Here is a 20,572-nt window from a genome sequence, read left to right as displayed (position 1 = left end):
ATTATGATCTAGGGTGCTCTGACTGTTAATTTAATAAATAGTTAATTCAATCAATGTGGTGCATGTTGCCTGGTTGGGTAAGAAATCTCCTTTTTGTGGAAATGTAACTTATGGTAATTCAACTACTGAAAAATTAAAGGCCAGAGGTCATAAAATTAGTTTCATTCATTTCGACAATCCTTCTAGTTCAAATTCATCAAAACCATTATTTCTGGCGAATGATCCTGATGTAAGTCTTCCATATTTAATTAAGTCCCAAGTTTATACAATACCGTCACCAAGAGCAGAAAAAGAGCTAAGGCTATCATTGGAAAGATTAAAGCCTGATTTAGTACATGCAAGCTTAACTTTATCTCCTTTGGACTTTAGACTTCCAGAGATTTGTGATGAAATTAATCTTCCACTCATAGGAACATTTCACCCACCATTTGATGCAAAAAATAGAAATTTAACTGCTAGCACTCAACAGTTAACATATCAACTTTATGCTCCCTCTTTATCAAAGTTCGATAAAATAATCATCTTTTCCGAACTTCAAAAAAATGTTCTTTATAAATTAGGAGTGCCTAAAGAAAAACAAATAATTATTCCAAACGGTGTTGATCAAAATATTTGGAAACCTTTTTGCGAAAAAAATAAAAAATATGACCAGGTAAAAAACAAACTTGGAAACGAAAGAATCTTTTTATATATGGGTAGGATTGCCAATGAGAAAAATATCGAGGCACTTTTACGTTCTTGGCGCCAAACAAAAACTAAAAATTGCAAATTAGTTATTGTTGGAGATGGACCAATAAAGCCAACACTTGAAAATAGTTTTTCTAACCTTGGTAATGAGAAATTAATTTGGTGGGGTGCCGAATTAGATTTAGAAACTAGGGTAGCGATAATGCAAATAGCAGAGGTATTTTTCTTACCAAGCTTAGTAGAGGGTTTGTCGTTATCACTTTTAGAGGCAATGTCTGCTGGTACTGCTTGTGTAGCTACAGATGCGGGAGCTGATGGTGAAGTTTTAGATAACGGAGCAGGAATAGTAATTTCAACTGATAATGTGGCTGCACAATTAAAAACTATAATCCCAATTCTTGTAGAACACCCTTCATTTACAAAAGATCTTGGAGAAAAGGCTAGAGAACGTATACTTGAGAAGTACACAATTGCTAAAAATATAAATTCACTTGAAAAAGTTTATATGAACTTAAAAGATAATTGAAAAACTAACGAAACTCTTTACTTCTATTACTAGCTGAAACTATTGATTCCATTAATGCTGACCTTACACTCTTTTTTTCTAAAACCCTTAAAGCAGAAATAGTTGTTCCACCTGGAGAGGTTACTAAATTTTTAAGCTCAGAGGTAGTAAGTTTATTTTCCTTTATTAGACAAATAGTCCCTAGTATCATTTCCATAACAAGTTCCTCTGAAATTATTTTTGGTAATCCCCCGCTTAATCCTCCATCACTTAATGCTTCTATAATTAAAGCAATAATTGCAGGACCTGATGAAGTTAAAGCTAAAAATATATCAAGGTAATCTTCAGGAAATTCATAAACTTTACTAGTATTTTTAAATAATTTCTTTGTAAATTGTTTCTGATCTTCTTTAATTTCTTCTCCCCAAGAAATCCCCGTTAAACCTTTTCCAATAGTTATTGGAATATTTGTAACCACCCTTACGCATTTGTGATTAGGAAACTTTTGAGTAAGTCTTTTTATTGAAACCCCGGCAAGAATTGAAACTATTAAATTGTCCTTATTTTTTATATGTTGGGCCTCACTTATATCATTTAATTGTTGGGGTTTTATCGAAAGAAGCTTATATTGACAATCCCAAATTATTTTTGACTCTTCAGAACCTGATTTATAAACATTTATATTATGTCTATAATTTTTTTTTATGTTTTCTAAACTTTTTTCTGTATTTACAACACAAAAAACATTCTCTGGCTGAATTAATTTGTTATCTAATAAAGGGGTAACTATAGCACTCGCAATATTTCCAAAACCAATAATCGCAATTTTATCTGTCACAGATTAATCATGAATAAGCACTTAATTTAGAATTACCCCATGCTGGTTCAGGAGTAGTATTTTTGCCCAAACTATATTGTGGTGTGGTTTCTGTAGACACAGAAGAAGGAGAAGCTTCTTCTGGGGAAGAACTAGTTACATTTACACAACTTGGAGCAAAAAGAAAAATACTTTCACCTACTCTCTCTTGATGTCCATCAATTGCATATGTGCCCCCAGCAATAAAATCAACTGCTCTTTGAGCTTGATCAGGATCCATCATAGTTAAATTGAGAATTACAGTTTTTCTCTCTCTTAATGCTTGTATAGCTTGAGGCATCTCATCAAAACTTCTTGGTTCCATTAGGCTTACTTCTGAGGATGAATTTGAGATTCCAGGCATACCAACTACTTTTGATGATCTGTTGTTATTCATAAAATCGAATGGATTTGAATTTGCAAGTGCATTTGCATTCTTTGGATTTTGTTTGAAATTATTAATATCATTTAATTCATCCTCTGAAGCATAATCCAACTCATCAAAATCATCATCGAGATACTCATCCCCTGCAACAACTGCCTTTAATCTAGAAATAAGTGACACCTTTTAAATCCTCTTGAAATTGATTACTAAGGTTTAAGAACCTTGAGTAATAGATTCATTTTTTAAATGAATAAACTACCTATACTTAAATAACGTTAGTTGAACTTTACTGCAAGTTTATAGACAAGATTTTTATAAAAAAATAACTAATCAGGGTCTGCCTCCAAAAATCAATGATCCTATTCTTAACCAAGTTGATCCAGCATCAATAGCTTCCTCCCAATCACCTGACATCCCCATGGAACAATCTGGTAGTTGTAGAGAATCCGCAAGAGCACGACATTTTTTGAACAACCCTGAATTTTCTTTAGAGCTAAGTCCTCTAGGATTGATAGTCATCAAACCGGTTAATGAAATATTTTTCAACTCTTGAATTTCTCTCCATTTCAAAATCAAAAATTCAGGATTAAAACCTCCTTTAGTTGGGTCATCACTCAACTTAACCTGCAACATTATTAATGGATTTTTCTTCTCTTCACGTGAAATATTAGAAATCTTTTGCAACTTTTCAAATGAATCTACTGAATGAATGTATTTAAAATTTTGAACTATTTTTCTTATTTTATTACTTTGTATTCTTCCAATAAAGTGCCAATTTATTTCTTTAAGATCTTTTAGAGTTAATTGTTTTTCAAACGCCTCTTGAACCTTACTTTCACCAAAATCGTTTTGACCTATATTTTGAATAGTCTTGATTTCTTGACTTTTAAATCCTTTACTTACGGCAAGAATATTTACATTTGATGGTATTTTATTTTTTATTTTTAAATAATTTTCAGGGTTCACCTTTTATAAGAAAGTTTGCGTAAATAAATTCTCCCATTTAGATAGTTCTTCAGATCCTTTTCTTCTAGCTTTTTGAAGGTTTAATTCGGCCTGATTACGGGCATCTAAATAAGGTATAACTTCAAAAAAAACTTCTCTCTGTCGAACTTCTACCAAAAAAAACATTTTTTGAGCGTATAAAGTCGCATAAATATCTCTCCCATCATTTCCAAGAGAAACTTGGTATAACATGCCAAATGTTGGATGGTTTAAATAACGCTCAGAACTCAAACCTAAAATATTGTGTTATTTATAATGCACCATACAGTTTTCTAAGAAAAATTGCTATGCAAATAAAACAAATCGATAATGTATTAACAATTACATTGAGAGTTTTTGAAGGATAAAGAGTTCTAAATCTGTTAGTTTTTATAATAATTTTTTTCTTTGAGAGTAATGATTCTGCTCCATGATCAATTCTCAGAAATATATTTTTAAATAACCTTTCTACTAAGATTAATAAAAAATTAAAGGATTTCTTTAATCCTAAATTTCGAAAATTTATTGATCTAACTGACACTGATTTAATGATATTTTGAAATTCCTCCTGCACTAGAGGAATAAAACGTAATGCAATTAACAACTGAAAAAGCCATTTACTAATTGGCAATCCAATCTTTCTTAATGGATACATAAACCAACTTAATCCCCATACAATGTCTTCCTGTAATGTGGTTAAAAGCATCAAATTCACACTATGAATAACGGTAAATATCAAAGTAGAGGTTTTTATTCCTAGTTCAAATGCTTTTCTTGATAAGTTGTAGGGACCAAAATTAATAAACCATATCTTCTGTGAAGGAATTTGCAAAATATTCCATTCTTTTTGGCTTTCCAGTACTACTTGCAACTCATTGGGATTTCTTAAGTAGCCATCAAGAGATTGAATATCAGACGAGGCAAGTATTGATATACATCCAATTAATAGTGATAAAAATGAGAGAAAAAATAATGATCGCCACCATACCCTAGATGGCAATAAACTTAAAAAAGTAATTAATAGTAAAAAACCAACTAAACTCAATCTCCATATTGGACCTGCCCAAATTGGAGTGATTAAAAATATCATTACGATAATTATTTTTAATCTACTATCTATAATTCTTAGCCAACTTCTATTACCATGAACGTATTGACCAAGAGAAAATTTGGTTAGCAAATTCATTAATCTTTTTGAATTAACTCAATATTTTCTCTTTCGACTTCTTTATTTAAAGCTCTTTGCTGTTTTCCTCTCCAAAGTAAAATGAGGGGTGTGCCTTCAAAGCCTAAATTCACCCTAATTTGTTTTTCAATATATCTTCTATAAGTTATTCCGAATAATTTAGGGTCATTTACAAAAAGAGTAAAAGTGGGAGGTTTGTTCTTTACTTGAGTACCGTAATAAAGCCTACCTTGTTTGCCGCTTCTCTTCGTTGGAGGACTTTTCCAACTGATTGATTCTTTAAGTACTTCATTAACTACAGATGTTGTAACTCTTCTTCTATGTTGATTTACAGCATTAAGAGCATGCTCAAAAATATTATCAACTCTTTGACCAGTTAGAGCAGATATAAAAATCATTTTTGACCAGTGTAAAAAATAAAGTTTAGATCTAAGTTCTTTTTCTACTTGATAAATTGTTGAACTATTTTTTTCTACAAGATCCCATTTATTAACAACAATTATGCAAGCTCTGCCTTGTTCTTCTATGCGCCCAGCCAGCTTCTGGTCTTGATCAGTTACTCCATCTATAGCGTCTATAACTAAAACACAAACATCACTTCTATCTATAGATTTAAAAGCCCTATTAATACCAAAGAATTCAGTACCATATTTAACATTTTTCTTTCTTCTAATTCCTGCTGTATCAATAATTTTCCAATGATTATCACCTTTTTTAATAAGCGTATCTATTGAATCAGTTGTCGTGCCACTAATATCACTAACTATTGCTCTTTTTTCTCCGCAGATTGAATTTAACAAACTAGATTTACCAACATTAGGCCTACCTATAATTGACATCATTATCTTTTCTTCATCATCCTGGATATTATTTTCAGGAAGTTCTCCAATAACGAGATCTAAAAGATCTCCAGTACCTGAACCATGAATAGCCGAAACAGGGTTAGGTTCGCCCAATCCTAATTTCCAGAACTCCGAAGCTAGGGATATTCCTAGATTAGTCGATTCGCATTTATTAACAGCAACAATTGTTTTACAGCTTGAGTTTCTTAACCATTTTGCTATTGATAAATCACCATCAGTAACGCCTTGATTCCCATCTACCACCAGTAACGCGAGTGAAGCCTCTTCTAGAGCCAAGAAGACTTGTGTCCTTATCTCTGGGAGAAATTCACTATCATCATCAAAAACTAAACCTCCAGTATCAACTATTTGAAATTCCTTACCTCCCCATGAAGCATTTTGATAAGTTCTATCTCTTGTAACACCAGGCTTATCAAATACTATTGCATCATTACTTTGGCAAAGACGATTAACTAAGGTAGATTTCCCAACGTTAGGTCTTCCGATAATTGCTATTGTGGGAAGAATCAATTCTTCTCTCCAAAGAAAGTAGTATCCATTACAACTATACCTTTAATAGAATCATTTACCTTTTTCAAAAAACTTATTTGATTTCTGGATCACCAAAATGTCCTTTAACTGGATTTACAGGTGGTGAACTAAGACTTGGCAATAATCCACTATCTTTTGAAAAACAATCATTTTCAATCGCCCAATAAATCAACCAATTTACTGCCGTCGCTCTTCTAGTTCTTCTTGGATAGAGTTCATTAATCTTATAACCTTTAAAATTAAGAAAATTTTTTAACCCTCCTTTATAGTCTTTTGGAATTGATCTAGTCAAATGTACTGAGGCTGGTCGCTCTGAAATAATTTGGGGAGCTTTTTCAAATTTTTTGGACCAATAAGAAGGAGTTAATGCACTAAAGGACCAATCATTCATAGATATTTCTTTAGTATAAAAAAGTCTTTCCCAAACTAATTCACAAACAAATACGTCACTAACCTTATCTTCGAGAACAAGAAATAATAGATCCTTACATATTGGCCATGTAAATTGATTTTCAACTAATTTTTCTTTTTTATACATTAATCCAACCTTATCAAAATCAAAGAGAAATAAGGCATAAATTCCTTTTTATATTGTGATGCATATTGAATAATTTGATCAGGCATCCCAACACTTAAAGCTAATAATGATGTATTGATGATATCCTCTTTTTTTAAAATTTCTCTGACTAAATTCCATCTTTTGCCAACTTTCATAATTGCCAATACCGTTTTATTTGCTTTACTTTCCCTAATTAGGGTTGTTAATTCAGATTCTGAAGAAGGGCATTCTTTGATGATCAATGTCTCGCCTTTTTTTACCAGGTCAAAATCATTCAAGGCTGCTGCTGCTGAAATAGAGGAAATACCAGGTATGGTTTTGGTAATAATTTCAGCATGATTATTTTTTATTAACCTCAAAATATTCGAAGAACTTGCAAATAGGGAAGTATCTCCAAGACAAAGTAAAACAACTGATTCTCCATTTTGTATATATTTCACAATTTTTTCTACAGCATTAGACCATATTTCATCTGGATCAAAATCCTTCCTAGCCATTGGAAAGATGATAGGTATATTTTTTTTAAATTTGGTGTATTTCTTGACTATTTCTGCAGCGAAACTCTTTTTATTATCATCTGAAATTGGAAAAACTATAACTTTCGCCTTTTTGATTGCATCTACAGCAGCAATTGTTAAAAGCGATGGATCTCCGGGCCCAACACCAACGATGGTCAATGTTGGTAAATTGGTTTTATATCGATTAAGTAAACTTAAAAACTTATTTTTTATCATTTTTAATTTAGTTATTTCTAGCTATGGACCCTTGGCATCATAAAAGTTTCAGCAAGTATTGCAGACTCAATTTCAGACAATTCTTCTAACCTTTTGAAAGTTTGATTTTTAGAGAATTTAGTTTGCGCTAGTTTCCAATAAAATCCAAAATGTCTTGCCTCACTCTCTAGCAGAGACTTATAAAGGGCTTGAAACGATTTATCTTCAGAATTCAGCGCAAGCAAGCTTAATCTTTCATGACTTCTAGCTTCAATGAGTCCTGCTATTAAGAAACTATCAAGCATTCTATTGGGCTCTTCCTTTCTTATATTCTTGGACAATTCAGCTCCATATGGAGGCGGCTTTAAGGACTCAAGAGAATGTCCAAGGTCTTTTAAAAAATAAAGTATTTTTTCAAAATGCTCTAATTCCTCTCTCGCTATTGGACTTAGAACTTCTGCTAGATTTGGTTCTGATGGATATCTAAACATCAATTGAATAGCTACTCCTGCTGCTTTTCTTTCACAATGAGCATGGTCAATAAGAATATCTATTGGATTAGATAATGCGAGTTTGATCCAATCATCTGAGGTGAATGACGATAAATATTTAATGTGAGAAGTTGGCCTTTTAAAATCGACTAGCATTTAATCTTTACTACTTAAATATCCAATGATTCCCTCAAGAGCTAAAGAATAACTTGATATGCCGAATCCACTAATAATTCCTATAGCTTTATCTGTAAGAAAAGATTCTTTACGAAAATCTTCTCTACTAAAAATATTTGAAATATGTAGCTCTACAAACGGAATTTTTGATCCAATTAAAGCATCACGAATAGAAATCGAGGTATGAGTAAAAGCGCCAGCATTTATAAGAATTCCTTGGATACTTTTTACAGACTCCTGAATTTTATCTACTATTTCTCCTTCGTGATTACTTTGAAAACATTCAAGATAAATACTCTTTTCTTGGGCAACTTTTGTTAGATCTTGTTCTATATCACTCAATGTTTTATTACCATATATTTCAGGTTCTCTAGTTCCCAATAAATTTAAGTTTGGGCCATTTATCAATAAAATATTCATTTGCAATAAAGTCTTTCCTATTAAATGCTATCTAGAAAGAAACAAAAAAACCAAAACATTTTCACACAAAGTGACCATTAACTGATAAGTTCAAATAGTGGGGGTCGGTGCCCGAGTGGTTAAAGGGGGCGGACTGTAAATCCGCTGGCTCTGCCTACGTTGGTTCAAATCCAACCCGGCCCACTTTAAAATTGCCCTTGTAGCTCAGCGGTAGAGCACTCCCTTGGTAAGGGAGAGGTCTCGGGTTCAAGTCCCGATGAGGGCATGGCCAAAAGCATTGCTACGAATGAAGTTATAAAAAATTAGATTATCCTAATAAACTTTTAAATTAGAATTCATTCCATTTTACCCATATTTAAATTCATTTGTTGATCCTTTATCCGTATATGGGAGTACCTCAAACCGTACATATTTATTAGTCGAATGGCCTCTCTAACTAGTTAGAACATAGATGTAGTCGTCATGGGCAAATGTCTACGAAATCCACACTAAAAGAAGATCATAAATCTGAGATTGATGAAAGGTCAGAAGAAGAACTTCTTGAGGAAGAAATCAGGAATCAGCAAACATTGGATAGTTTTGTTGAATCTGATAAAAATTGGAGCTGATTAAATTTTATTTATTTAGGAGAAAGTTATGAACTTTAAAAGATCACCATTCTCAATTATGGACAAAGATAAAAGAGGAATGGACTATATAAAAGGAGTTTACAAAAGAAAAATTCAAGCCGAAATTGAATCTTATAAAGATCCCGAAGACGAAGATAAGAGAGATACAATCCAAGTTCAAGATGTATTGATGCTTGATAGGATCTCAATTTAGTTATTTTTTTTCTTCTTCTTCTTATCTTTCTTTTTCTTCTTTACCTTTTCATAAACCTCATCAGCCTTCTGTTCAATACTGTCAAGCTTGTTAGAGATTTCTTTAATAGCTTCTGCTTTTCCTTCTTTAACTACAGTATCACTTACCTTAATAATTTTAACTGGCTCTCCTTTAACTACAGAATCTTTTGTCACTTCAGTTTTAATTCCAAACTTACCTTTAATAAAATTGGCCATAAAAATAAGAACAGGCACATGAGCTAAACCGCCTATTACTATTCTTGTTTCTGAATAAGCCATTTAATAGTTTAGAGAACTGAGATATTTAAGCATAAATATAATTTTTAAATTCGTTTTATTAAGCCAATAAACATTAAAAATCATTTATTGATTCGTAGATCAATAATCTTGCTATTAATTGATTAGAGACTTTTTTTATTAAATGCCATTAGACTTATTTCTAATAAACATGTGTGTTGTAGTTATTGCTTTGCTAATCAGGAGAGAAATCAAACTTAAGAAGGCGAGATAAACCATGAAAACACAAATTTTTAAAGAGCAATACATTCCAAATATCCATGCCATTACTCTTTTAATAATGCTTCTTATATGTCTATGGTTACCTCTAGCACTCAGATTCTTATTAATAATTTAGTCAGATTAATTAGTTAATACTCTTATCCTTAAACTCTGCCATGTCGTAATTTTGTTTTAAAGATCTTATATGGAACTCCTGTTCGCATTAAACTTCTATAAGTTTGTATAGTTAGTTTTTCAACTAATCAGAAACCCAACTTGTGATTTTCGTTGTGCTATAAATATGTCCTCCAGATTCTATATTCTTAATGGTTTCAGGATCTGAAAAAACATGCTTAGCTACACCTTCTTCAGCTTGATGAATAACAATAACTTCTTTGGGATCAATTAAACTTTTGCCACGATATAGAGGAGTAAGTCCTACCGTTTTATGAAATGCATCTATCTCTGGACTATCAAACATTTTTACCCATTCCTCAAATGTATTTGAAAGTTTAAAGGTGAAAACAGTAGTTTCAATAGTCATAAAAAAAAAGCTAATTGCTATTTATTTTAAATCGACTGTCAATAATTAAGAAAAAACTGGTGGATAAGGAGTTTGTCCATTCATTAATGATGTGTCAATTGGTTTACAGATATTCATCAATGCATCCTGTCCGAACCCTGGACCAGAGGGTCCATCTATAAACTCCTGAAAATCTTCAGCAGAAATACCCTCCTTTACTTCCCAAAAACAATATACAGGACCAGTTTTAGTTACCGCATTTGCAGAATGGTTAAAAAATCCTTTTTCTTTATTAGCTGCTACCGCATCATCCCATCCACCACCTGGTGACATTGCCGCATAAGCTGTTTCCCACCATTTTTCAGCTTTTCCTGCCTTAAATTCATGTTGAACAATATAAAAAGTTGATGCCATAAAAATAATTTTCGTGCTGATAATAAAGCTACTTGGTATAAGTAAAGGGAAGATTAATTTATTTTGAATTCCTAAATAAAAAAAAGGAGCTAAAAGCCCCAATCGATCGACTGTCAATAAAATAACCTTTATCAGAATCCAGATATTGCTTCATAGAAATCAGCTTCAGGGAGTATTTCCTTCAAGGGTTCAATCTCCTTAGCTGGGCCATGGACCTGCACAGTAATATCTGACACTTCAAAAAGCTGGGGAATCACATGTCCCATATTTTTGAGATGAAATAAAGCAGCGGCACCATCTTTATATGCCTCTCTTACATAAGCCTTATTTGGGCCGCATGTAGTGATATTAAAAAAAAGGCAGTCAGGTTCATTAGATTTTGTCAGTACCAAAATTTCTTCTAAAAGAGCTATGCACTGGTCCATCTTCCCATCCTTGATTGTGAAGTGGGGATGGATAGAAACCATGGATGTATCGAGAGACATGAATTTATAGATATTTCTCTTATCTTTTTAGCAACTAATCTTGATGAAAAAGTTAAAAATATAGATTATCTAAAAATTAAGAATTTTAATTTGGTATCGCATGTACCGTTTATACGTTTTTTGGAAGCTATTAATTGGATATGGGCTATTTTGCTGAACCAAACCATATTGAATATGATGCATGGTTCGATGAAAACATCGATCCAGTAGATCTTGTGAATTACTCGGATGAAAAGGAGTTCAGTGATTCGGTACACTTTAAATTCCATAAGATTTCCACTAGAAATTTAACGATTGGTTCTTCTGATAATTTTCACTGGTAAATAATAGATTTTTCACTCCATAGATATTTATGAATCTTACGCAGAATATGTTCCATCACTTTCTCTTCTTGCCTTTGCTAATACAATTTCATCTACAACTTTTTCAATCATGTAAGCACTTTTTTTACCAAAACATTTTTCTTTTTTAATACTCTCAAAATCATTTGGGATTAAATCATTATGTTCACAACAGTCGCATTTAATATCAATTTTCTTACCTTTGAAAACCTCTAAAGCTTTAGAAAAAATCCATTGCTGAACTGAAATACTTTCCCAACCATCAAAATTCGACCATTCATCAAAATCCCTTTTAAGGATGCCTTTTAATCCATCAGCCTGATTTACATATACTAAGTATGAATCTTTTCTTGGTTCATCATTAATACCAATTGTTTTGACAGAATTTTGATTCATTAAATATAGATTGATTGAGTAGCCTTATAAATCTAGAGGATAATTTAAAAAATATAAACAAAAAAATGTCTCAAATAAGATCATTAATTGCTTTATCCAATCTAGAAGTATGATTTGTATTTCTGAGTAATTCAAAATCCTTAAAATCAAAGCCCGGGCCAACACAACAACTCACTAAAGTAAATTCGCCTTTACTTTTTGCAGCTTACCAATATCCGGATGGGATCATTTCTACTGGATTATTGGAATCTAAAATTAAATTTCTTATTAACTTATTATCATTATCTAGGCACCATAAATTCAGAGGATCGCCCCTTAAATAAATCCAAATTTCATCAGCATTTTTTACTCTGTGCCAAGCACTTTTTGCGTCTCTCTCCAAAAGATAATAAATTCCCGTAATAAAGTTTCTACTTTGACCATCTTCCCTTATTAGAGAATTCTCACTCCTCACTATCTCTCTAAACCATCCACCCTCAGGATGAGGAGATAAATTGAATTGTTTAATTATTTCTATGTTTTTTTTATTAGGATTCACATCACAAAATATCTTTTAAATTTCTCTTACACTTAAAAGCAACTGAAAAAAACTCAAAATAAACTATATTTTCTAAAAAATTAAGCACAAATAACTGACAAATCTACAAAATTTTTATTTTCATCTGCCAGATCAGTAATGATTCTATTGAGCCATTCAGAGGTCGTTTCACAATAGCCTACATTTAAAATGGTTTTTTGCTTTGCAGTTTCTTCTTTATTCATAGTTAAAGTATTTTTATATAAATTAGTCTTTAATTAAATCTATGTGAATAAGTCTTAATTACTATCTATTTTAAAAAGTTGTATTTAATACATATTAAAGAACTGCTAGTAAACAAATAAAATTAAATCGTTGACAAGAAAATGTATACAAGTAAGAGTAGAAAAAATTTATTATTTAACCTATGAATAACATCAAGATTGAGGAATTGATGAAAGTAAGGTTCGATGGTATTGCTAATAGAATTGGGCAATTAAGCAAAAGGGAAAGTGAGTCTTTATTACTTGAGCATCTTGAGTGGTTGGAGGGAGGATGGGAGACTGAAGAAATCTTATTTTTAAAAAAGCCCTATAGAAAATGGTGGTTCTAACTCCACTTTTATAAATAATTAATGATGGCCTAAGGGACCAGGACCAGATCCTATTTTATAAGAATTTTCTAAAGATTTCTCAACAAATAATTTTGCTTTTTGTATGGAATCAAGTAGACCAAAACCTAAAGCCTTGTAACCACAAATAGCAGCACTCAAAGTACAGCCGCTACCGTGGGTATTTTTTGTATTTATAAAATTATTAAAGAGCCACTCTTTTCTACCATTTAAGTCAAGAAAAAAATCCTGCCCTTTCATATCTTTCAAACCGCCACCTTTTATAAGTACAGCTTTAGCTCCAAGACCAATAATATTTCTTGCGGAATTTTCGATATCTTCTTTACTCTTTATTTCTAAACCAGAAAGTAGATTTGCTTCATAAATATTTGGAGTTACCAAATCCGCAATTGGTAATAAGAGTTTTTTATAAGCATTAATCGCAGAATCTTCTAGTAATTTTGAACCAGTTCTTGAAACCATTACTGGGTCAATAATTTTGGTTATTTTATATTTATTTAATTTTGAAACAGTATCATTAATTATCCTTTCATTTAATAACATTCCAGTTTTTAAGGCATCAATACCAAAATCAGCAAATAAAGTATCGAACTGACTTAATAAAGTATTCTTATCTACCGGCTCAACGCATTTCACCTCTATACTATTTTGCGCAGTAATACATGTAATAACAGAACATCCATGTACTTTAAGGGCCATAAAAGTTCTCAAGTCAGCCTGTATGCCTGCTCCACCCCCGGAGTCACTACCACCTATTGAAAGTGCAATTTTAGAATACATAGTTTAACAAACAAAGATTTATCAATATCATAAAAATATTCTAAATTTAAATTAGAAATCTGAATATGCATTAAAAAAATCTAACTCCAATTCCATAGCTCTCCTGTATAAATATTTAGCCTGATTAATATCATATGTTTCTTTATTAGTCTCAATAAGATTTTCAAGTGAATCTGCTAGCTTTTCAAAGCTCTCATCAGAATAAGTAATTATCCATTCTTTATATTTAATGTCAAAATCCTCCTTATACAACCTTTTTCCTATCCAAGAATAAAGTCGCATACATGGAGTCATTGCAAACATTATTTCAACGGAGCTAAGTTTTTTGGAAGTATTATCAAGAAAATCTGTATAATTTTTAGTAGCTTTTTTTATATAGTTATTAGACAAATCAATATCCCATTCTTTTGCATACGTTTCATGAAGTATTAACTCCTCTGAAACACCCATTAAAAGTTCACTTAACTTCCTTATTGAGTACTTATCTTTTGATTTGGAAACAGCAAGACCATAAGCCTTAGCAAAAGTCTCTAAAAAGAAATAATCTTGAGCTAAATATTCTTGAAATATATTTTTAGGGAGACTTCCATTCTTTAGACCTTGAACAAATTTTGTATTTAAACTTAGTAAAGCAATCTCATAATTATCCTCCCAAAGTTTTTTTGTTATTTTCATTTTTTTGATTTTTAGTTATTCTAAAATTTTTTATATTTTTTACCTACAAACTTAATCTTAGTTTTCTAGGATTAAAACAAAAAATTTATGAAAGAAATAAATATCTTATGGTTTAAGAAAGATTTAAGAATCTTTGATAACGAAGCTCTCTGTGAGGCTATAAAAGATAATGATATTTTACCTATTTATATTATTGAGTTAGATATTTGGAGCCAAAATACTCATTCAGATAGACAATGGCAATTTTGCAAAGAAAGTTTAATAGATTTAAGAAATGCACTTGCTGAGATTGGACAACCATTAATTATTAGGACTGGCAATGTTATTAATATTTTTGATGAAATTAGTACAAAATTTAAAATCAAAGGTATCTTTAGCCATCAAGAAACCGGAGATTGGCTTACTTATAAAAGAGATCAAAAAGTAAGAGAATGGGCTTTAAGCAAAAATATTATTTGGAGGGAATTTCTACAATTTTCAGTTTTTAGAGGAAATTTAGATAGGAATAATTGGTCTAAAAAATGGCAAGAAAATTCCGAAAAAAACTTACTTAAAGCTCCATTAAGAATTAATTCTATTAACTTTAATATTGGAGAAATACCCTCAGACGAAATTTTTACCTTTAAAAAAGAAACTTGTCCAGGGAGAATGCAAGGTGGAAGAAAGAAAGGTTTAGAGAGAATACAATACTTCTTTAGTAATAAATTAGATTCTTATTCAAAAGATATATCTAGCCCAGAAAAATCATTTGATAGTTGTACAAGACTATCCCCATACATTAGTTGGGGATGCATTTCATTAAAAGAAATATTTAAAAAGACAAATATATCAAAAAACAATAATTCCAGGATGTTAAAAAGCAGATTAACTTGGCATTGTCATTTTATTCAGAAACTTGAAAGTGAACCAGAACTTGAGTTTAGGGAATACCATCCTTTTTTTAAAAATATTAGAGAAAAAAATAATGAATTACTTTATTCATGGAGTTCAGGTAATACGGGCTTTCCTTTTATAGATGCATGTATGCGTTCATTAAATTTCAATGGATGGATTAACTTCAGGATGAGAGCGATGTTAATGTCTTTTGCTAGCTATAATTTATGGCTACCATGGCAAGATTCAGGTTCTGAATTAGCAAATAAATTTGTAGATTATGAGCCTGGAATACATTGGAACCAATGCCAAATGCAATCTGGAACTACTTCTATAAATACCAATAGAATTTATAATCCTATTAAGCAGGGAAAAGATCATGATCCTCAAGGAAAATTTATAAAAAAATGGATACCAGAATTAAAGAATATAACACTTAATTTCATTCATGAACCATGGCTATTATCTAGATTTAATAAAGAAGAATATGAACAAATTAATTACATAAGACCAATAATTGACATCCCAAATAGCACTAAAACTGCAAAGAAGAAAATCCAGGAAATCACAAAAAAGGATGGATATTGGGATATCTCAAAAGAAATTTATTTAAAGCATGGCTCTAGAAAAAGGCTTAGAAAAAATATAAATAATAAAAAAACTTTTTCTGAGGAAAAGGAAAAACAATACGAATTGAAATTAGATTTCTAAATTTTATTGTCAGAAATTTCTAGATTCCTTTTTTGCGCCTAGGAAATTTTTTTAAATTTTGAAATTAAATATATAAATCCACGATGAGCTAATGCAAGCTTTAATGTATTTATTAGATTTTATTAATTATGTCTGGAAGATTTGAATGGGACGATACCAATAGTTCAGGTATATGGTGGAGTACTAATGTAAGTATTAGAGACGAGTGCATTTTGCTCAAAGAAGATACTAAATGCGAAGATTCTGATATCGTCGAACTTCTTAGGAGTATTGCACAAAATATTGAAGATAATGGCCTTTAATTTTTAAAGGATATTCTCTCTTTTAGAGATTTTGAATTCCTTTTACAGCTTTTATTAGTTCGATAGTAATACCTTTTTCACTCATTGAATGACCAGCATCATCAACAATAATTAATTCAGAATTCTTTAATTTCTTATTTAGATCCCAAGCACTCCTAACAGGACATACAACGTCATACCTACCCTGAATTATTTTTGTTGGAATCGACTCTATTGTTTTTATATTGTTCAAAATAAAATCATCTTCTAAGAAAATATTATTAATAAAATAATGACACTCGATCCTTGCAAAGGCATCTGAAAAAGAATTAACTTCAGACTTATCAAAATCAAATTTTTTATTTATTAAATGACTTGTTGAGAGTTCCCATTTTGTCCAAGCTGCTGCTGCTTTTGATCTAAGATTCGGATCTGAAGATGTTAGATATTTATAAAAAGAACTTATTAAATCATTTCTTTCTTCTTTTGGTATTACAGAAATATATTCTTCAAATTCATCGGGGAATATTTCACTTGCACCATATTGATAGAACCACAATAATTCAAACTTTCTACATAAAAATATTCCTCGCAAAGTTAAGCTGATAACTCTTGAGGGATTTTTAATCGCATATATCAGTGAAAGTGTTGAGCCCCAAGATCCTCCAAACAAATGCCAACTATCTATTTTTAAAAGGACCCTTAATTTCTCAATATCATCAACTAAATGATTGGTCGTATTTTCTTTTAATTCGGAGAAAGGAGTTGAAGAACCGCAACCTCTTTGGTCAAATTGAATGATATCGAATTTATCCGGGTCAAAGTATCTTCTATATCTTGTTTGACTTCCTCCTCCTGGACCTCCATGAATAACAAGAATTTTTTTGCCTTTTGGATTACCAGATCTTTCCCAATAAATAGTATGAATATCACTTACTTGTAAAAAACCCTTTTCACGTACTTCAATTTTTGGAAACAAGACTTGATCTTTCATTTTGAAATATTTTTTATCACTTTATTAACCCATATTATCCAAAAAGAAGTCTAGTTTAGAAGAAATTTGTTAAACAAAAAAAGGACTGCTTGTACAGTCCTTTTTAATATTTGATTTCCTTCTTACAGGATATAAAATTACATATTTTAAAGTTTATTTACTCATAAACCTATAATACGTGAATTCGGGGATTTCTCTCGATAATTTAAGTCCCTATTGTCGCTAGTAATTATAAAGCGAAGTCTTATCAGACTAATTGATTGAACTTTAATTTTCGAATAATCCCATTCTCAGGAATACGCTTCCTATATTTTGGAATTTGCTAAATTTCAGGCGGACTATCAATCATTTAGATTGCCTCCGAACTCAACATTTATAAATTACTCCTTTTTATATTTTCAGTAAATCCGTAAATATGCTGATTTACTTTTTTCTTGATTTGTAAGAGGATTTTAATGATCCCTTGTTTTTTAAAGATAAATATAAAAATTAAAGTCTATAATTCTTAGTTATTCAGATTCATAGAGCAAAAAATAGATTCAATTATTCTTTTTCACTATGAAAAGTTTATAATCTTCCATTTTCCACTTAACAAATTTTACACACTTATCAATTTAAGGATTCTTATAACGGCACTTGCGCTACTCTCTAATACAATCTGCCAAGGCAAAAGTTATTTTTGTATTAAGCATATTTACCAATCAGGGTAATTAAAATCTCCGCCAATAGGTTCTTAATGAAATTCCCCTTCTTTTATACCTTTATTATATTTTTCAATAATCTTTTTATAAGAAGCTATTGAGGGAATTAAATCTCCTAAATATATGGGTTCCATCTTAATTGTTATAATAATTTTAATTATTCATTATTTTATATAAGAATTTAATAAATAGATTATTAATATGCATTATGGATTTCATCAAAAAGAACAAGATCTTAACACTAATGGCTTTAATTGCAGTTTTATCATTTGCATTAGAAAAAGTAGGCATCATACACCCTTAAATCAATTAAGTTTATTTGATAAATAATTCCTAATGAAATAAGTAAACAGATACTATTACTGCAACAATAAGTAAAGGAGATAATAATGTAAAAATTAAAGTTGAAAGATTAATAAGCATAAATTTAAAATAAATACACAAATTCAATAAACATCACTTTCAAGCATTTGCAATAAGTAAAATTTAAATTATTACGATATAAAAAAACACTTGAATAAAGAAAGATATAAAAAAGAATATGGAGAGTGCTCAGACTTACTTTGGCCTAATGAGAAAGAAGATAAAATAACTCGTAAATTTTATAGAGATTTAACTCGCCCAACTCAATGCAAAAACTCTAAAAATAAAATCAAAAAATTAAGTTTTTTTGAACTAATCTTTTCATTAATTAATTGGAAAATATAGTTAAAAAATGTTCTTTTTTATAAATAACAAACTTTAAGAAAAGTTTTCTCCTTGTATCTCTTTTTTCTTCTTATTTCTTTTGCTGCTAATAATTGCTCTTTTCTTCTAATCTTATGATCGCTTATAGGATTTTGATCATTATAAACATACAATAAATCCTGCATGAACTCTTGCCGATTTCCTGCCATTTCTAGCATTGGGAACATTATTGCTAAATCCCATGCAACACTGAAATATTTTCCGTTTTTATCTAATAAATCATTTGGATTTAAAGACAACCATAAATCATGCCTAAATGTTCTTAGATGAGATGCATACCAGAAATATTTTCTATATAAATTAAAGTTTCTTATAAGCCATGGATATTTTTTCCCTTGAACACCTTTTGATGACAAATGTGACCCATAAGTTATTAAGCAATTAGTTTTTAAATACTTTTCACAAATAATACTTAGAACATCACCGCTATATAGATAGTCATCTCCATCAATCAATATATCAATAGTATTAGAAGGATCTTTAACACTAAATCCAAGCAATTTAGAAATATTATTTAATGCTCCTAGTCTCCTTGAGTTCGTGAAAACATCAAAATTTTTATAATTTGCACATATCTTAGACGCTATTTCAAAAGTGGAATCAGTAGAGCAATCATCAACTATTTTTACTGTAAAATTTTTATATGATTGCTTAATTATTGAATTAATACACTTTTCTAAATATTTTTCGGAATTAAAAACTGGGACAATAATATTAAAATGAAATTGTTGATTTTCTTTATAATCGAGTTCTTTTTGCAATTAATAAAATTATGTACCAGAAAAAAATTATATTATTAATCAAAAGATAAAAGCTATAAAAAAAATTTTTCTTAATTAAATTTATCTGGTTATAAAAAATATTTTTCCCTAGAATAGTTTGTGTATTTGCAATAAGTTATTTTTAATATAAAAAAATATCTAAATATGAAAATTATTTCTAAAAACATTAAAAATATATATCTGAAATTATTTTTTTCTGGTCCGAAATTATTATCCACAATCACGTTTATACCATTTTTATATATATTTGGTTGGATTCTTGCTTTTCCAACACTTTTAATAGGATTAGACAAAGAAAGTCTTTCTTTACTTGGAACAATTTTTACTTTCCTAATATTTGTTATTTCATTGCCTAAATGGTTTTATATTCGTTGGAATATTAAAAATACATGGACATTACTTGGTATTAATACCGTAGATAAAAATAGAAAATTGATTTTATATTTTCTAAGAGGTCTCATAATGTCATCAATTTTGATATTTCTAATTTTAATTACAATAATTGGGACAAAATCTGGATATTGGATTGGGGAAATATATCCTGATATTTTTTTTAATGGAATACTTCTTATGATAGGGGTCGGATTGGCAGAAGAACTGATTTTTAGGGGATGGCTTCTGGAAGAATTAAAAAAACAATTTGGCTTAAAAAATGCAATTATTGCACAAGCATCAGTTTTTAGTATTGTCCATATTGGATTTGATTTACCCTTTTGGCAAATTTTAAGCATACTTACAGGATTATTTTTACTTGGTATTTTATTAGCTCTAATTAGATTAAAAGATAGGTCTTGTTTGTGGGGATGTATTGGATTACATGGAGGACTGGTAGGATTATGGTTCCTAACAAATAATGGATTATTAGAAATCTCAGAAGATGCTCCAAATTGGTTAATAGGACCAGGGAATTTAAATACAAATCCTCTTGGAGGAATATTTGGTATATCCTTATTGATTATTTTTTGTTTTTTTTATTTAAAAGACTTTAAAAAGACAATATCAATTTTTAAGTAAAATTTTTTTT

At 30.3% G+C, this 20,572-nt stretch carries 29 protein-coding genes, 2 tRNA genes and 1 pseudogene; 11 read left to right on the top strand and 21 right to left on the bottom strand.

The genetic code is table 11. The annotated features are described in order from the left end of the window. The first annotated feature begins 55 nt into the window (after positions 1 to 55). Entirely contained in the window at positions 56 to 1,213 is a 1,158-nt protein-coding gene (locus tag EW14_RS02110; RefSeq protein ID WP_042849867.1) for a glycosyltransferase family 4 protein, read from the top strand. A 4-nt stretch (positions 1,214 to 1,217) separates the two neighbouring features. Here the strand turns inward: EW14_RS02110 and proC are convergent, their stop codons facing one another. The 10 genes from proC to aroQ all read right to left on the bottom strand — a co-directional run bounded on the left by proC (position 1,218) and on the right by aroQ (position 8,357). Continuing rightward, on the bottom strand, positions 1,218 to 2,030 hold the full coding sequence (gene proC / locus EW14_RS02105; protein WP_042849866.1) for a pyrroline-5-carboxylate reductase: 813 nt from the start codon (positions 2,028 to 2,030) through the stop codon (positions 1,218 to 1,220). A gap of 7 nt (positions 2,031 to 2,037) precedes the next feature. Further along, entirely contained in the window at positions 2,038 to 2,613 is a 576-nt protein-coding gene (locus tag EW14_RS02100) for a cell division protein SepF (protein ID WP_042849865.1), read from the bottom strand. Positions 2,614 to 2,763: 150 nt separating this feature from the next. After that, positions 2,764 to 3,399, bottom strand: coding sequence for a YggS family pyridoxal phosphate-dependent enzyme (locus tag EW14_RS02095; RefSeq protein ID WP_042849863.1), 636 nt, complete (start codon positions 3,397 to 3,399; stop codon positions 2,764 to 2,766). 3 nt (positions 3,400 to 3,402) lie between these two features. Continuing rightward, entirely contained in the window at positions 3,403 to 3,669 is a 267-nt protein-coding gene (locus tag EW14_RS02090) for a PII-interacting protein PipX family protein (protein WP_042849862.1), read from the bottom strand. Between the two features lie 19 nt (positions 3,670 to 3,688). Then, positions 3,689 to 4,603, bottom strand: coding sequence for an energy-coupling factor transporter transmembrane protein EcfT (locus tag EW14_RS02085; protein ID WP_042849860.1), 915 nt, complete (start codon positions 4,601 to 4,603; stop codon positions 3,689 to 3,691). Then, positions 4,603 to 5,976 carry a ribosome biogenesis GTPase Der gene (gene der / locus EW14_RS02080; protein ID WP_032515588.1) on the bottom strand — a complete coding sequence of 458 codons (1,374 nt, stop codon included), beginning with the start codon at positions 5,974 to 5,976 and terminating at the stop codon, positions 4,603 to 4,605. Before der ends, EW14_RS02085 begins: the two co-directional genes overlap by 1 nt. 73 nt (positions 5,977 to 6,049) lie before the next feature. Next, complete coding sequence (locus tag EW14_RS02075) at positions 6,050 to 6,535, bottom strand: DUF1823 family protein (RefSeq protein WP_042849858.1); 486 nt, start codon at positions 6,533 to 6,535, stop codon at positions 6,050 to 6,052. After that, the gene (cobI, locus tag EW14_RS02070) at positions 6,535 to 7,290 is read right to left on the bottom strand and encodes a precorrin-2 C(20)-methyltransferase (RefSeq protein ID WP_042849857.1); all 756 of its coding nucleotides are present in this window, start codon (positions 7,288 to 7,290) and stop codon (positions 6,535 to 6,537) included. Before cobI ends, EW14_RS02075 begins: the two co-directional genes overlap by 1 nt. 17 nt (positions 7,291 to 7,307) lie before the next feature. Continuing rightward, positions 7,308 to 7,916, bottom strand: coding sequence for a tRNA-(ms[2]io[6]A)-hydroxylase (locus EW14_RS02065; RefSeq protein WP_042849855.1), 609 nt, complete (start codon positions 7,914 to 7,916; stop codon positions 7,308 to 7,310). Further along, the gene (aroQ, locus tag EW14_RS02060) at positions 7,917 to 8,357 is read right to left on the bottom strand and encodes a type II 3-dehydroquinate dehydratase (RefSeq protein WP_042849854.1); all 441 of its coding nucleotides are present in this window, start codon (positions 8,355 to 8,357) and stop codon (positions 7,917 to 7,919) included. It abuts the gene before it with no gap. 101 nt (positions 8,358 to 8,458) lie between these two features. Between aroQ and EW14_RS02055 the strand changes: the two genes are divergently transcribed. The 4 genes from EW14_RS02055 (at position 8,459) to EW14_RS02045 (ending at position 9,179) form a co-directional block, all read left to right on the top strand. Further along, positions 8,459 to 8,540 (top strand) — tRNA-Tyr (locus EW14_RS02055). A gap of 10 nt (positions 8,541 to 8,550) precedes the next feature. Beyond that, a tRNA-Thr gene (locus EW14_RS02050) sits at positions 8,551 to 8,622 on the top strand. Between the two features lie 205 nt (positions 8,623 to 8,827). Next, complete coding sequence (locus EW14_RS10195) at positions 8,828 to 8,965, top strand: hypothetical protein (protein WP_197049605.1); 138 nt, start codon at positions 8,828 to 8,830, stop codon at positions 8,963 to 8,965. A gap of 28 nt (positions 8,966 to 8,993) precedes the next feature. After that, entirely contained in the window at positions 8,994 to 9,179 is a 186-nt protein-coding gene (locus EW14_RS02045; RefSeq protein ID WP_042849853.1) for a hypothetical protein, read from the top strand. Here the strand turns inward: EW14_RS02045 and EW14_RS02040 are convergent. The 4 genes from EW14_RS02040 to EW14_RS02025 all read right to left on the bottom strand — a co-directional run bounded on the left by EW14_RS02040 (position 9,176) and on the right by EW14_RS02025 (position 11,059). Beyond that, positions 9,176 to 9,478, bottom strand: a complete 303-nt coding sequence (locus EW14_RS02040; RefSeq protein ID WP_042849851.1) for a hypothetical protein — start codon at positions 9,476 to 9,478, stop codon at positions 9,176 to 9,178. The two genes, EW14_RS02045 and EW14_RS02040, sit on opposite strands and share 4 nt — an antisense overlap. A gap of 478 nt (positions 9,479 to 9,956) precedes the next feature. Beyond that, positions 9,957 to 10,241 carry a DUF3764 family protein gene (locus EW14_RS02035; RefSeq protein ID WP_011817861.1) on the bottom strand — a complete coding sequence of 95 codons (285 nt, stop codon included), beginning with the start codon at positions 10,239 to 10,241 and terminating at the stop codon, positions 9,957 to 9,959. A gap of 45 nt (positions 10,242 to 10,286) precedes the next feature. Next, positions 10,287 to 10,634 (bottom strand): hypothetical protein, encoded by a 348-nt coding sequence (locus EW14_RS02030; protein WP_042851280.1) that lies wholly within the window; start codon positions 10,632 to 10,634, stop codon positions 10,287 to 10,289. Positions 10,635 to 10,765: 131 nt separating this feature from the next. Beyond that, positions 10,766 to 11,059: a hypothetical protein gene (locus EW14_RS02025; RefSeq protein ID WP_042849850.1), complete on the bottom strand. Its 294-nt coding sequence runs from the start codon at positions 11,057 to 11,059 to the stop codon at positions 10,766 to 10,768. 27 nt (positions 11,060 to 11,086) lie between these two features. Here EW14_RS02025 and EW14_RS10010 point away from each other — a divergent pair, with 27 nt between their 5' ends. After that, positions 11,087 to 11,329 carry a hypothetical protein gene (locus EW14_RS10010; RefSeq protein ID WP_042849849.1) on the top strand — a complete coding sequence of 81 codons (243 nt, stop codon included), beginning with the start codon at positions 11,087 to 11,089 and terminating at the stop codon, positions 11,327 to 11,329. A 149-nt stretch (positions 11,330 to 11,478) separates the two neighbouring features. On the opposite strand, the gene EW14_RS02015 is transcribed toward EW14_RS10010, so the two are convergent. The 3 genes and pseudogenes from EW14_RS02015 to EW14_RS10190 form a co-directional block, all read right to left on the bottom strand. Beyond that, positions 11,479 to 11,856 (bottom strand): hypothetical protein, encoded by a 378-nt coding sequence (locus tag EW14_RS02015; protein WP_042849848.1) that lies wholly within the window; start codon positions 11,854 to 11,856, stop codon positions 11,479 to 11,481. Between the two features lie 70 nt (positions 11,857 to 11,926). Beyond that, a pseudogene (locus tag EW14_RS02010) lies at positions 11,927 to 12,394 on the bottom strand (cupin domain-containing protein). A gap of 80 nt (positions 12,395 to 12,474) precedes the next feature. Continuing rightward, positions 12,475 to 12,618 carry a hypothetical protein gene (locus EW14_RS10190; RefSeq protein ID WP_197049604.1) on the bottom strand — a complete coding sequence of 48 codons (144 nt, stop codon included), beginning with the start codon at positions 12,616 to 12,618 and terminating at the stop codon, positions 12,475 to 12,477. 182 nt (positions 12,619 to 12,800) lie between these two features. Here EW14_RS10190 and EW14_RS10005 point away from each other — a divergent pair, with 182 nt between their 5' ends. Continuing rightward, a complete protein-coding gene (locus EW14_RS10005; protein WP_032515599.1) occupies positions 12,801 to 12,986 on the top strand; it encodes a hypothetical protein in 186 nt (61 codons plus the stop codon). A gap of 18 nt (positions 12,987 to 13,004) precedes the next feature. On the opposite strand, the gene thiD is transcribed toward EW14_RS10005, so the two are convergent. Next, positions 13,005 to 13,784 carry a bifunctional hydroxymethylpyrimidine kinase/phosphomethylpyrimidine kinase gene (thiD, locus tag EW14_RS02005; RefSeq protein ID WP_042849847.1) on the bottom strand — a complete coding sequence of 260 codons (780 nt, stop codon included), beginning with the start codon at positions 13,782 to 13,784 and terminating at the stop codon, positions 13,005 to 13,007. 51 nt (positions 13,785 to 13,835) lie between these two features. Then, positions 13,836 to 14,459, bottom strand: coding sequence for a TenA family protein (locus EW14_RS02000; protein WP_042849846.1), 624 nt, complete (start codon positions 14,457 to 14,459; stop codon positions 13,836 to 13,838). Between the two features lie 87 nt (positions 14,460 to 14,546). On the opposite strand from EW14_RS02000, the gene EW14_RS01995 reads away from it, so the two are divergent. Both EW14_RS01995 and EW14_RS10185 read left to right on the top strand, forming a co-directional pair. Further along, positions 14,547 to 16,043: an FAD-binding domain-containing protein gene (locus EW14_RS01995; protein WP_042849845.1), complete on the top strand. Its 1,497-nt coding sequence runs from the start codon at positions 14,547 to 14,549 to the stop codon at positions 16,041 to 16,043. Positions 16,044 to 16,171: 128 nt separating this feature from the next. After that, positions 16,172 to 16,345: a hypothetical protein gene (locus EW14_RS10185; protein WP_197049603.1), complete on the top strand. Its 174-nt coding sequence runs from the start codon at positions 16,172 to 16,174 to the stop codon at positions 16,343 to 16,345. Positions 16,346 to 16,367: 22 nt separating this feature from the next. On the opposite strand, the gene pip is transcribed toward EW14_RS10185, so the two are convergent. After that, complete coding sequence (gene pip / locus EW14_RS01990; protein WP_042849844.1) at positions 16,368 to 17,318, bottom strand: prolyl aminopeptidase; 951 nt, start codon at positions 17,316 to 17,318, stop codon at positions 16,368 to 16,370. A gap of 1,214 nt (positions 17,319 to 18,532) precedes the next feature. On the opposite strand from pip, the gene EW14_RS01985 reads away from it, so the two are divergent. After that, the gene (locus EW14_RS01985; RefSeq protein WP_042849843.1) at positions 18,533 to 18,727 is read left to right on the top strand and encodes a hypothetical protein; all 195 of its coding nucleotides are present in this window, start codon (positions 18,533 to 18,535) and stop codon (positions 18,725 to 18,727) included. A 17-nt stretch (positions 18,728 to 18,744) separates the two neighbouring features. On the opposite strand, the gene EW14_RS01980 is transcribed toward EW14_RS01985, so the two are convergent. Next, positions 18,745 to 19,527: a glycosyltransferase family 2 protein gene (locus EW14_RS01980; protein WP_042849841.1), complete on the bottom strand. Its 783-nt coding sequence runs from the start codon at positions 19,525 to 19,527 to the stop codon at positions 18,745 to 18,747. 165 nt (positions 19,528 to 19,692) lie between these two features. On the opposite strand from EW14_RS01980, the gene EW14_RS01975 reads away from it, so the two are divergent. Beyond that, positions 19,693 to 20,562 (top strand): type II CAAX endopeptidase family protein, encoded by an 870-nt coding sequence (locus tag EW14_RS01975; protein ID WP_042849840.1) that lies wholly within the window; start codon positions 19,693 to 19,695, stop codon positions 20,560 to 20,562. Positions 20,563 to 20,572: the final 10 nt, after the last annotated feature.

The organism is Prochlorococcus sp. MIT 0604, assembly GCF_000757845.1.
Classification (GTDB): domain Bacteria; phylum Cyanobacteriota; class Cyanobacteriia; order PCC-6307; family Cyanobiaceae; genus Prochlorococcus_A.
This window is presented reverse-complemented; position numbering and strand designations above follow the sequence as displayed.

What these genes read in the sequence shown, in the direction of transcription:
- EW14_RS02035 (WP_011817861.1), bottom strand. Translation starts at nt 10,241, where the DNA reads ATGACTATTGAAACTACTGTTTTCACCTTTAAACTTTCAAATACATTT.
- EW14_RS02075 (WP_042849858.1), bottom strand. Translation starts at nt 6,535, where the DNA reads ATGTATAAAAAAGAAAAATTAGTTGAAAATCAATTTACATGGCCAATA.
- EW14_RS02000 (WP_042849846.1), bottom strand. Translation starts at nt 14,459, where the DNA reads ATGAAAATAACAAAAAAACTTTGGGAGGATAATTATGAGATTGCTTTA.
- pip (WP_042849844.1), bottom strand. Translation starts at nt 17,318, where the DNA reads ATGAAAGATCAAGTCTTGTTTCCAAAAATTGAAGTACGTGAAAAGGGT.
- EW14_RS02040 (WP_042849851.1), bottom strand. Translation starts at nt 9,478, where the DNA reads ATGGCTTATTCAGAAACAAGAATAGTAATAGGCGGTTTAGCTCATGTG.
- EW14_RS02085 (WP_042849860.1), bottom strand. Translation starts at nt 4,603, where the DNA reads ATGAATTTGCTAACCAAATTTTCTCTTGGTCAATACGTTCATGGTAAT.
- EW14_RS02030 (WP_042851280.1), bottom strand. Translation starts at nt 10,634, where the DNA reads ATGGCATCAACTTTTTATATTGTTCAACATGAATTTAAGGCAGGAAAA.
- EW14_RS10005 (WP_032515599.1), top strand. Translation starts at nt 12,801, where the DNA reads ATGAATAACATCAAGATTGAGGAATTGATGAAAGTAAGGTTCGATGGT.
- EW14_RS02045 (WP_042849853.1), top strand. Translation starts at nt 8,994, where the DNA reads ATGAACTTTAAAAGATCACCATTCTCAATTATGGACAAAGATAAAAGA.
- EW14_RS01975 (WP_042849840.1), top strand. Translation starts at nt 19,693, where the DNA reads ATGAAAATTATTTCTAAAAACATTAAAAATATATATCTGAAATTATTT.
- EW14_RS10190 (WP_197049604.1), bottom strand. Translation starts at nt 12,618, where the DNA reads ATGAATAAAGAAGAAACTGCAAAGCAAAAAACCATTTTAAATGTAGGC.
- EW14_RS01995 (WP_042849845.1), top strand. Translation starts at nt 14,547, where the DNA reads ATGAAAGAAATAAATATCTTATGGTTTAAGAAAGATTTAAGAATCTTT.
- EW14_RS10195 (WP_197049605.1), top strand. Translation starts at nt 8,828, where the DNA reads ATGTCTACGAAATCCACACTAAAAGAAGATCATAAATCTGAGATTGAT.
- EW14_RS02065 (WP_042849855.1), bottom strand. Translation starts at nt 7,916, where the DNA reads ATGCTAGTCGATTTTAAAAGGCCAACTTCTCACATTAAATATTTATCG.
- cobI (WP_042849857.1), bottom strand. Translation starts at nt 7,290, where the DNA reads ATGATAAAAAATAAGTTTTTAAGTTTACTTAATCGATATAAAACCAAT.
- thiD (WP_042849847.1), bottom strand. Translation starts at nt 13,784, where the DNA reads ATGTATTCTAAAATTGCACTTTCAATAGGTGGTAGTGACTCCGGGGGT.
- EW14_RS02025 (WP_042849850.1), bottom strand. Translation starts at nt 11,059, where the DNA reads ATGGACCAGTGCATAGCTCTTTTAGAAGAAATTTTGGTACTGACAAAA.
- EW14_RS10010 (WP_042849849.1), top strand. Translation starts at nt 11,087, where the DNA reads ATGGATAGAAACCATGGATGTATCGAGAGACATGAATTTATAGATATT.
- EW14_RS02015 (WP_042849848.1), bottom strand. Translation starts at nt 11,856, where the DNA reads ATGAATCAAAATTCTGTCAAAACAATTGGTATTAATGATGAACCAAGA.
- EW14_RS10185 (WP_197049603.1), top strand. Translation starts at nt 16,172, where the DNA reads ATGTCTGGAAGATTTGAATGGGACGATACCAATAGTTCAGGTATATGG.
- aroQ (WP_042849854.1), bottom strand. Translation starts at nt 8,357, where the DNA reads ATGAATATTTTATTGATAAATGGCCCAAACTTAAATTTATTGGGAACT.